The 11,015-nt window shown below is 66.7% G+C and carries 6 protein-coding genes and 1 pseudogene; 6 read left to right on the top strand and 1 reads right to left on the bottom strand.

Annotated features, from left to right (window positions below; translation table 11 throughout):
* The 3 genes and pseudogenes from ACXJKH_RS08380 to ACXJKH_RS08370 form a co-directional block, all read left to right on the top strand.
* Window positions 1-555, top strand: a pseudogene (locus ACXJKH_RS08380) (SH3 domain-containing protein); the annotation flags it as partial.
* Window positions 556-635: 80 nt separating this feature from the next.
* Window positions 636-2,357, top strand: coding sequence for a thiamine pyrophosphate-dependent enzyme (locus tag ACXJKH_RS08375; RefSeq protein WP_457319083.1), 1,722 nt, complete (start codon window positions 636-638; stop codon window positions 2,355-2,357).
* A gap of 248 nt (window positions 2,358-2,605) precedes the next feature.
* A complete protein-coding gene (locus ACXJKH_RS08370) occupies window positions 2,606-4,195 on the top strand; it encodes a hypothetical protein (RefSeq protein WP_457319082.1) in 1,590 nt (529 codons plus the stop codon).
* A 103-nt stretch (window positions 4,196-4,298) separates the two neighbouring features.
* Here the strand turns inward: ACXJKH_RS08370 and ACXJKH_RS08365 are convergent, their stop codons facing one another.
* On the bottom strand, window positions 4,299-5,009 hold the full coding sequence (locus ACXJKH_RS08365) for a glutathione S-transferase (protein WP_256775496.1): 711 nt from the start codon (window positions 5,007-5,009) through the stop codon (window positions 4,299-4,301).
* Between the two features lie 212 nt (window positions 5,010-5,221).
* Between ACXJKH_RS08365 and ACXJKH_RS08360 the strand changes: the two genes are divergently transcribed.
* From ACXJKH_RS08360 to ACXJKH_RS08350, 3 genes are all read left to right on the top strand, one after another.
* Window positions 5,222-6,055: a DUF3014 domain-containing protein gene (locus ACXJKH_RS08360; RefSeq protein ID WP_457319081.1), complete on the top strand. Its 834-nt coding sequence runs from the start codon at window positions 5,222-5,224 to the stop codon at window positions 6,053-6,055.
* Between the two features lie 624 nt (window positions 6,056-6,679).
* On the top strand, window positions 6,680-9,265 hold the full coding sequence (gene clpB / locus ACXJKH_RS08355; RefSeq protein WP_457319080.1) for an ATP-dependent chaperone ClpB: 2,586 nt from the start codon (window positions 6,680-6,682) through the stop codon (window positions 9,263-9,265).
* A gap of 122 nt (window positions 9,266-9,387) precedes the next feature.
* A complete protein-coding gene (locus ACXJKH_RS08350; RefSeq protein WP_457319079.1) occupies window positions 9,388-10,689 on the top strand; it encodes an O-acetylhomoserine aminocarboxypropyltransferase/cysteine synthase family protein in 1,302 nt (433 codons plus the stop codon).
* Window positions 10,690-11,015: the final 326 nt, after the last annotated feature.

Below are 11,015 nucleotides of genomic sequence, written 5' to 3'. Positions count from 1 at the left end.
GTGTACCGCTTCGACCCAAAGCAGGGACGCTTCGTGCCGCTGACGCTGCCGACCGGTTCGCATGCGCAGTGTGGCGAGCTGATGGGGCTGGACGTGGATGCCGCCAACCGCACCCTGAGCAGCAGCTGCCGCAGTGGCCCGATGTGGTACGTGGACCTGTACCGCTATCACGCGGGGCGGCTGTATCTGTATCGCGCCGAACGCGTGCTGATGCTTGGCGATGCGCTGGAGGCGACGATCTTCGTCAAGCAGACCGCCGACACTGGCCCGATGGCGGTCTGGAGTACCTACGACCCGGCTGGCAAGGTACTGGAGACCGCCATCTCCGATGGTCTGGTCGCACCGCGCAATGACCGCCCATTGCTGCCCTTCAGCGGCGAGGTGGTGCCTGCGCGGGTGCCGCTGCATGCGCGGCCCGGCGACACCAGCACCCGGCGTTACCTGGTGCGCGGTGACCGCGTTGAACTGCTGGACGAGCAGGACGGTTGGGTGAAGGTGCGCTATGCCAACCCGACGCGAGGCGACATCGTGGGGTGGGTAAACGCCAATCCATGATCTGATCGCCCGGGTTCGCACATGGGGATCACTTTCGCAGGTCTACCCTGACGCTTCCCCCAGGTAGTGGACGTTCCCTCATGAGCAAGCGCGTTGCCGAGATCGTGGTTGAAACCCTGCAGGCTGCCGGTGTCCGTCACTGTTACGGCATCGTCGGCGATACCCTCAACTACGTCACCGATGCCATCCACCACAGCGAGATTGAGTGGGTGCACATGCGCCATGAGGAAGTGGCTGCGTTCGCTGCCGGCGCCGAGTCGTTGATCAGCGGGCAGCTCACCGCCTGCGCCGGTTCCTGCGGCCCGGGCGGCCTGCACTTCATCAACGGCGTGTTCGAGACCAACCGCAACCGCGCGCCGATGGTGCTGATCGCCAGCCAGGTGGTTACCGCCGAGCTGGGCATGGAGTTCCCGCAGGAGGTTGATTTCAAGGCGGTATATGCCAGCTGCAGCGTGTTCTGCGAGCAGGTGCACAGCCCGCAGCAGGCGCGCCGCGTGGTCGCGCTGGCCTGCCAGGCGGCGATCAGCCGGCGTGGCGTGGCGGTGGTGATCCTGCCGGCCGATATCAGCGAGGCCGAGGTCAAGCACGATGTGCCGTTCTCGGTGCATTACACCCAGCCGGTGCTGCGCCCCAGCGATGACGAACTGCAGCGCATCGCCGCGCTGATCGCCGATGGCAAGCGCATCGGCATCTATGCGGGTGCCGGCTGCGAGCATGCCCATGACGCACTGGTGGCGCTGGGCGAACGGCTCAAGGCACCGATCGCGCACACCTCGCGGGCCAAGGATTTCGTGGAGTACGACAACCCGTACAACATGGGCATGACCGGCATCTTCGGCATCGAATCGGGCTACCACACGCTGATGGCCTGCGACACGCTGTTGCTGCTCGGCGCCGACTTTGCGTGGGGCCAGTACTACCCGGACAAGGCCACGCTGATCCAGGTCGATCGCGATGGCAGCCATCTCGGCCGCCGCCATCCGGTCAACCTGGGCGTGGTCGGCGACATCGGGCCCACCCTGGAGGCGCTGTTGCCCCTGCTRCCGCCGCGCGAGGACCGCAGCTTCCTGGACGAGTGCATCAGCCACCGCGACAAGGCGCTGGCAACGCGTGCCAAGGAAGAGGAACCGGGCGAGGGCGAGCTGATCCACCCGCAGCACCTGACCGCGCTGATCAACCGCTACGCCAGCGACGATGCCTTGTTCACCGCCGACGGTGGCTCGCCGATGGTATGGATCCTGCGCCACATCCGCGTCAATGGCCGTCGCCGCACCCTGACCAGCCTGCTGCACGGCACGATGGCCAATGCCATGCCACAGGCACTGGGCCTGCAGAAGGCGTATCCGGGCCGGCAGGTGATCTCGCTGTCCGGCGATGGCGGCATCGCGATGCTGCTGGGCGACCTGCTCACGGCGGTGCAGGAAAACCTGCCGATCAAGGTGGTGGTCTACAACAACAGTTCGCTCAACTTCGTCGAGCTGGAGCAGAAGGTCGAGGGTCTGCTGGACAACTACACCGACCTGAAGAACCCCGATTTCGGCCGGCTGGCCGAGGTGATCGGCTTCTACGGGCGCACCGTGACCCGCTCGGAGGACCTGGAGCAGGCGGTGCAGGACTTCCTGGCCCACCCTGGCCCGGCGCTGCTGGACGTGCACACCAGCCCGACCGAGCTGGTGATGCCGCCGCAGGTAGAGGCCAAGCAGGTAGCCGGCACCGCGCTGTATGCGGCCAAGGCCCTGCTCAGCGGACGGGTGGGCGACGTGCGCGACCTGCTCGCGAACAACTTCCTCAACAAGCCCTGAGGCAGCGCCGGCGCCGCAGGGATGCCGAAGGGACCAGGTAGTGCCGGCCGCTGGCCGGCTCCTCCGAATCCTGCAGGGGATATCGGAAGCCGATCACCGGCCGGCACCACCGGGACAGGTCAGCGCGCAGCGGCGTCCGCCCCCTGCGCAGGCGCACCGATGTCCCCCGGCGTTCCATCCATGTGCCTGTTACTACGAGCGGTGAGGCCCTACCATCGGCTACCCCCTCCCCACGGTCGTCCTTGCGCATGTCCGCCTCCGCTCCCGTCCGCTCCGGACCTCCCCGCTGGTTCGTCGCCGGCGATTTCAACGGTTTTTTCGGTCTGGTGGTCGACAACCTGTCGATCCTGGGCTTCATCGCGATGGCGCTGGTCAGCATCTTCCAGTTCCCGGCCGACGTGGTATTCGGCCGCATGTTCCCCGGCACCGCCTTTGGCGTGCTGGTCGGCAACGTGCTCTACACCTGGATGGCGCGACGCCTGGCCACGCGCACCGGGCGTGATGATGTCACCGCGATGCCGCTTGGCCTGGATGCGCCCACTAGCATCGGCATGGCCCTGTTGGTACTCGGCCCGGCGTTCCTCGCCTTCAAAGCGCAGGGTCTGGCGCCGCATGACGCGGCCATCGCCACCTGGCAGCTGGGCATGGCCTCGCTGGTGATCATGGGCGTGCTGAAAGTCATCCTGTCCTTCTTCGGCGAAGCGGTTACCCGCGCACTGCCGCGTGCATCGCTGCTGGGCTCCATCGCCGGCATCGCGATCGTGCTGATGGGCTTCCTGCCGCTGCTGGAAACCCTGCGTTCGCCGATCGTCGGCTTCGTCACCCTGGGCCTGCTGCTGTACGTGCTGCTCGCCAAGCGCAAGCTGCCGATCCGCGCGCCGGGCGTGCTGGTCGCGTTCGTGTTCGGCACGATCCTGTATTACGGCCTCGGCCTGGTCGGCCTGGGCGCACCGGGCTTCCACGTGCCCGACTGGACGCCGCCGCAGGTGGTGCTGCCGTGRCCCACGTTGGGTTTCATTGAGGGCCTGCCGACGGCAATCACCTACCTGCCGCTGCTGCTGCCGTTCGGCCTGCTGATGGTGGTGGGTGGTATCAACGTCTCCGAAAGCGCGCGCGCGGCCGGTGACGACTACCGCACCCGCGACATCCTGCTGGTCGAAGCGGTGGCGACGCTGGTCGCCGGGCTATGCGGCGGTGTTGCGCAGACCACGCCGTACATCGGCCAGCCGGCCTACAAGCACATGGGCGCGCGCAGCGGCTACACGCTGCTGACCGGCCTGTTCGTGGGCATCGGCGGCATGCTCGGGGTAATCTCCGGGCTGGTGCAGTGGCTGCCGTTGGCGGTGCTGGCACCGATCATCGTATACGTGGCCATCGACATCACCACGCAGGCCTTCCAGGCCACCCCGCGTGAACACGCCGGCGCGATGGTGCTGGGCTTCCTGCCCTCGGTGGCTTACCTGCTGGCGATCAAGGCGCCTGGCTGGATCGCACCGGCGCAACTGGCGGCGATGACCTCCACGCTGGACGGCCACGGCCTGCCCGAGCTGGCGGTGGTCTTCACTCTGGGCAATGGCTTCATCATCACCTCGATGCTGTGGATCGCCGCGGTGGTGGCGATGATCGACGGCAGGCTGCTGCGCTCTTCCGGTTTCCTGCTGGTGGCGGCGGCGCTCACCCTGTTCGGGTTGATCCACTCGGTGGACCCGCGTGGCGGCATCTATCTGCCGTGGCAGCTGGTGGGCTTGCCGAAGATCATCATGTGGCAGTTTGCCGGTGCCTACGTGGCGCTGGCCGGATTGCTGGCACTGCTGTCGTTGCAGAAGCAGGAACGCTGACGACGGGGAGGGAGTGCCGGCCGTTGGCCGGCGCCAAGTGGCCGCGCTACCGCCCGGTGGCCGGCCAGCGGCCGGCATTACGATCCGGGGCGGTGTGCGGCAATCAGGTGTCGCCATCCAGCTCGGGGTAGTGGCGGAAAATGCCGTTGGTGTTGAATGCAAGGCGGCGGTCGGACGCCAGGTAGGCAGCGATGTTCGGCCGCCGTTCCACCCGCTCCTTGAGCGCGTGCAGCAACGGCGACGCGGGCCACAGCGCCTGCATGCGCCGCGGGAACATGTACTCCAGCCCGCTCAGCAGCTGGAACAGTGACAGGTCCACGTAAGAGTGCTCGCGCAGCGGATGACGCTCGCCGTTGTCCTTCAGCACGCCTTCGAAGTAGCCCAGGAATTTCGGCAGCCGCTCGGTCCGCATCGCCGCGGCGCGTGCCTTGGCTTCGTGCTTCTGGTCCTCGTAGTACGTCGATGCGGAGATCGGGTGGTGGGTGTCGTGCACTTCGGCGACCAGGTCGGCGATGGTCAACTGCAGCTGCAGCGCCTGCTGACGGCGTGAGGCCGCCTCGGGCACMAGGCCGAGCTCCGGCGCAAGGTAGTCCAGGATCGCGCCCACCTGGGCGATCACCTGCCTGCCACTCTTCAGAAAAGGCGGGGCGAACGGGCGCAGGCCGTCTTCCTTGCCCTGCAGGAACGGCTGCATCACCGCGTCGCCATGCACGCGCGCCATGTCGGTGTAGGCCGCGCCAGCATCTTCCAGCGCCAGCCGGATGAACTCGCCACGGCCCTGGATGCCGGTCCAGTAGTAAAGCTCGTACTGCATCACGGTGCTCCACAAGAACAGTGCACAGCATCGGCGTGCCCATGCTACGCGGGCGTGAGCGTGTGTGGCGGCGGGCGTGGCAGCGGTTCATCGCGCCTGCGGGATGATGCGGTGTCAACGCGCATCCTGCGGTCGTGCAGGTGCGCAGGGAACCCCGCCCGATGGCGGGGGTCATACGGTGTCCAGGCACGTGCAACGCGAGGTACGGCAACATGCAGAAGAGTGGAAAGGCGATCTGGCCGTGGGTGTTGGGTGTGGTGGTGATCGGCGGTGCGGGAACGTGGTTGTTCAGCGACACCCTGCGCGGTCTTGTCGATGACATAAAGGTGCCCGTGCAGGCGCCGGCAGCACAACAGGGTACGGATACGAAGATATCGCCCGTTCCTGCATCACCTGCGGCGCCAGCGCCGCCTCCCATCCAGCATCCGGTCGATCCCCGGGATGCGGCCGATCCGGCACTGCCCTCCCTGGCCGACAGCGATGGGCCGGTGTTCGACGCACTGTCGTCGCTGTTCAACGGCGACGGCGCACTGGTACTGCTGTTGCGCGATCATCTGATCCAGCGCGTGGTCACCCATATCGACAACCTCGACAAGCCCAGCGTGCCAACGCCCGCGATGGCGGTACGTGCGTTGCCCGGCAGCCTGCAGGTCGAGACGGGGGATGGCACGATGCACATCGCGGCGACCAACGCCGCGCGCTACGCCCCCTACGTGAAGGCCTTTACCGCGCTGGATGCGGCGGCGGCGGGCAAGGCCTATGTGCGCGTCTACCCGTTGCTTCAGCAGGCGTATGCAGAACTGGGGCAGCCCAACGCGTACTTCAACGACCGGTTGGTGGCGGTGATCGACCACCTGCTGCAGACACCGGAGCCGCCGCGCCCGTTGTCGGTGACGCGCGATGAGCGCGGCCGCTATCGCTTTGTCGATCCCGCCCTGCAGGCACGCTCGGTGGGACAGAAGCTGCTGCTGCGCATGGACGCCGCGCAGTCACACGCAGTGAAACAGCAGCTGCGGGCGATCCGCGCGGCAATCAGCCGCGGCTGATGGCGGGCGCTGCCGCCGGTCCGGAGGTGGGAAGGGCGGCGCGTTGGCGGCAGGCAGCAAAGCAGGGCGCGTTTCGTGCGGCGCTTGACGGGGGACAAGGACGGTCGCTGAGGGCGTCGTAACGCAGGCCGTCGAACTGGCCAGAACGAGCATGCGGCGCGCCAGCGCCGGCAGGCCGTCGCGCATTGCATCCAGCTGCTGAAGCACGTCAGGCACCAGGGCCTGGCGCCAGAACCCGTTGGCCGCCAGCCCGCGCGCTACCGTGGCCAGCAACGCCCGCGGCGCGTGCAGGGCCGACAGGTCACGGTCGTGCAGCAGGCGGGCGACGGTGTCCTGGTGACGTCGGCAGCGGTTTCCCGGCAGGCCACGCGACCCCCAGCCAGCCCTGCGGCGGCGAGGGTAACGGGACAGCGTGCCGACGATCTCGTGTCGTGGCTGCATGGGAATCACTCTAAAAGCCACACCAGGCAACGCCGAATGCTGAATAGTAATGATACGTATTCGCATATATTGAGGTGCGAGCGCTGTATTGCCAGCCCGGAGTGTCTTGAATCACTGCGCGACAACCGCATATCCGTTACATCTGCCAGCCAGGCTGGCCATTACACGAAAGAGGAACTCCCCATGCGGATGGACAAGCTCACCTCGCGTTTCCAGCAGGCGCTGGCTGACGCGCAGTCGCTGGCCGTGGGCCGCGACCACAACATCATCGAACCGGTGCACGTATTCACGGCGCTGCTGGACCAGCAGGGCGGCAGCACGCGCCCGCTGCTTTCCCAGGCCGGGGTCAACGTGCCGGTGCTGCGTGAACGCCTCAACGATGCGCTCGATGCGCTGCCGAAGGTCTCCGGGCAGGAAGGCAACCTGTCCATCGGCAACGACCTCAACCGCCTGCTCAACAACACCGACAAGCTGGCCCAGCAGCATGGCRATGCCTTCATCGCCAGCGAGTGGTTCGTGCTGGCCGCGCTGGACGACAGCGGCACGCTGGGCATGGCGCTGCGCGCCGCCGGTGCCGACAAGACCCGCATCGACGCGGCGATCGACAAGATCCGCGGCGGCGAGAGCGTGCAGTCGGAGAACGCCGAAGAACAGCGCCAGGCGCTGGAAAAGTACACCATCGACCTGACCGCGCGCGCCGAGAGCGGCAAGCTGGACCCGGTGATCGGCCGTGACGAAGAGATCCGCCGCACCATCCAGGTGCTGCAGCGCCGGACCAAGAACAACCCGGTGCTGATCGGCGAACCCGGCGTGGGCAAGACGGCCATTGTCGAGGGCCTGGCCCAGCGCATCATCAATGACGAAGTGCCCGAAGGCCTGCGCGGCAAGCGCGTGCTGTCGCTGGACATGGGCGCGCTGATTGCCGGTGCCAAGTTCCGTGGTGAATTCGAAGAACGCCTCAAGGCTGTGCTCAACGACCTGGCCAAGAGCGAAGGGCAGGTGATCCTGTTCATCGATGAGCTGCACACCATGGTCGGCGCGGGCAAGGCCGATGGCGCGATGGATGCCGGCAACATGCTCAAGCCTGCGCTGGCGCGTGGCGAGCTGCATTGCGTGGGCGCCACCACCCTGGATGAGTACCGCAAGTACATCGAGAAGGATGCCGCGCTGGAGCGCCGCTTCCAGAAGGTGCTGGTGGGCGAGCCCAGCGTGGAGGACACCATCGCGATCCTGCGTGGGTTGAAGGAAAAGTATGCCGTGCACCATGGCGTGGAGATCACCGACCCGGCGATCGTCGCCGCCGCCACGTTGTCGCACCGCTACATCGCCGACCGTCAGCTGCCGGACAAGGCCATCGACCTGATGGACGAGGCGGCCTCGCGCATCCGCATGGAGATCGACTCCAAGCCGGAGGAACTGGATCGCCTGGAGCGTCGCGTGATCCAGTTGAAGATCCAGCGCGAAATGCTCAAGAAGGAAAAGGACGAGGCCTCGCGGCAGCGCCTGGCCGATCTGGAAAGCGATATCGATGCGCTGGAGCGCGAGTTCTCCGACCTCAATGAAATCTGGAAGTCGGAAAAGGCCACGCTGCAGGGCGCCACCAAGATCAAAGAGCAGATCGAGCACGCCAAGCTGGAGCTGGAATCGGCCCAGCGCCGGCAGGATTTCGGCCGCATGAGCGAAATCCAGTACGGGCAGTTGCCGCAGCTGGAAAAGCAGCTGGCCGCCGCGCAGGAAGTGGAAACCACCGAGTTCAAGCTGGTCCAGGACCGGGTCACCGCCGAGGAGATCGCCGAGGTGGTCTCGCGCTGGACCGGTATCCCGGTCAACCGCATGCTCGAAGGCGAGCGCGACAAGCTGCTGCGCATGGAAGACATGCTGCATGACCGCGTGGTCGGCCAGGAAGAGGCGATCAAGGTGGTGTCCGATGCCGTGCGTCGCTCGCGTGCCGGCTTGTCCGATCCGGATCGCCCGAGCGGCTCGTTCCTGTTCCTGGGCCCCACCGGCGTCGGCAAGACCGAGCTGTGCAAGGCGCTGGCCGAGTTCCTGTTCGACAGCACCGACGCGATGATCCGCATCGACATGAGCGAGTTCATGGAGAAGCACAGCGTGGCCCGCCTGATCGGTGCGCCCCCGGGGTATGTCGGCTACGAAGAGGGCGGCTACCTCACCGAGGCGGTGCGTCGTCGTCCGTATTCGCTGATCCTGCTGGACGAGGTGGAGAAGGCGCATCCGGATGTGTTCAACATCCTGCTGCAGGTGCTCGACGATGGCCGCCTCACCGACGGCCAGGGCCGCACCGTGGACTTCCGCAACACCGTCATCGTGATGACCTCCAACCTGGGCTCGCACCAGATCCAGGACATGAGCAGCGATGACAGCCCGGAGGCCTACACGCAGATGAAGGCCGCGGTGATGGGGGTGGTGCAGGCGCACTTCCGCCCGGAGTTCATCAACCGCCTGGACGACATCGTGGTGTTCCACCCGCTGGACAAGGTGCAGATCAAGCAGATCGCGCGCATCCAGATGCAGGGCCTGGAAAAGCGCCTGGCCGAACGTGGCCTGCGCATCGAGGTCAGCGACGCCGCCTTCCAACTGCTGGGCAATGTCGGCTTCGATCCGGTCTACGGCGCGCGGCCGCTCAAGCGCGCAATCCAGTCGCAGATGGAGAACCCACTGGCGCAGAAGATCCTGTCCGGCGAGTTCCTCAGCGGCGATGTGATCCGCGTCGACGCAGCCGAAGGCAAGCTGGTGTTCGTGAAGGGCTGATCCTGTCCCGTGCCTGCGGCCTGATAGCCGTTTGGCCTCACGCCATGCGGCATTGGCATGAACCCCCGCCCCGGCGGGGGTTTTTTGTTCGGTATCGTCAGCGTTCAACCGGAGGAGACGAGATGTCCGAGCACGGCAGTCCCCCATCACCGTGGCGCACGGAGACCATCGCCGTCCACGGCGGCTACACGCCCGATCCAACCACCCGCGCGGTGGCGGTGCCGATCTACCAGACCGTGGCCTACGCCTTCGATGACACCCAGCACGGCGCGGACCTGTTCGACCTGAAGGTGCCGGGCAACATCTACACCCGCATCATGAACCCCACCACGGACGTGCTGGAGCAGCGCATCGCCGCGCTCGAAGGCGGCATCGGCGCGCTGGCGCTGGCCTCCGGGCAGGCCGCCATCACCTACGCGATCCAGACCATCGCCGAAGCCGGCGACAACATCGTTTCCTCCAGTGCGCTGTRTGGCGGCACCTACAACCTGTTCGCGCATACCCTGCCGCAGTTCGGCATCCAGACCCGGTTTGCCGACTACAACGATCCCGAGGCGTTCGCGGCCCTGATCGACGACCGCACCAAGGCCGTCTTCGTCGAGTCGATCGGCAACCCACGCGGCAACATCACCGATATCGAAGCGGTGGCGAAGATCGCCCACGCGCACGGTGTGCCGGTGATCGTGGACAACACCGTGGCCACCCCTTACCTGCAGCGCTCGTTCGATTTCGGCGCGGACATCGTGGTGCACTCGCTGACCAAGTATCTCGGCGGCCATGGCACCAGCCTGGGCGGCGCCATCGTCGATTCGGGCCGCTTCCCCTGGGCCGAGTACAAGCAGCGCTTCCGCCGGCTCAACGAGCCGGACGTGAGCTACCACGGCGTGGTCTATACCGAGGCGCTAGGCCCGGCGGCCTACATCGGCCGCGCGCGGGTGGTGCCACTGCGCAACACCGGCGCGGCGATCTCCCCGTTCAATTCGTTCCTGATCCTGCAGGGCATCGAAACCCTGGCGCTGCGCATGGACCGGATCAACGCCAACGCGCTGGCGGTGGCGCAGTTCCTGCGCGACCACGCCAAGGTGGACTGGGTGAACTATGCCGCGCTGCCGGACCATCCTGAGCATGCGCTGGTGCAGAAGTACCTGCGCGGCCACGGCTCAGGCGTGCTCACCTTCGGCCTGCCCGGTGGCCGCGCCGCCGGCGCACGCTTCCTGGATGCGCTGCAGTTGTTCACCCGCCTGGTGAATCTGGGCGATGCCAAATCGCTGGCCACCCATCCGGCCTCGACCACGCACCGCCAGCTGGACGCGGCCGAGCTGGAGAAAGCCGGTGTAAGCGAAGACACCGTTCGGCTGTCGATCGGCATCGAACATATCGACGACCTGCTGGCCGACCTGCAGCAGGCGTTGGCGAAGGCGTAGAGGTGGGGCCCACGGCGGCCGGTGCGGGCCGTCCGCCGTGGGGTTTTTGACGCCGCCGAGGCTGCGCTATCGGCTTGGGGCATGTGCTGGCCACGCAGGGCGGCGGCGCGGGCTAGACTCGTTGCGCGTGCCGATCAACGGTCGACACCGACGATGACGGGCCTGCAACTGCGCAAGATCGGCCACGCGCCGTGGCGGGCACCGACGCATGCTGGACGTCACCCGACACGGAGCCCGTCATGAGCCGCATTGCTCAGTTACGCCAACGCCACGGCATCGACCGTGTGATCGCCCACCTGCAGCAGTGCCTGCGGAGCGGCGAGCCC

The organism is Stenotrophomonas sp. P5_B8, from assembly GCF_054049855.1.
Note: the sequence above shows the minus strand (reverse complement) of the source record. Positions and strands in the feature narration are given on the sequence as shown.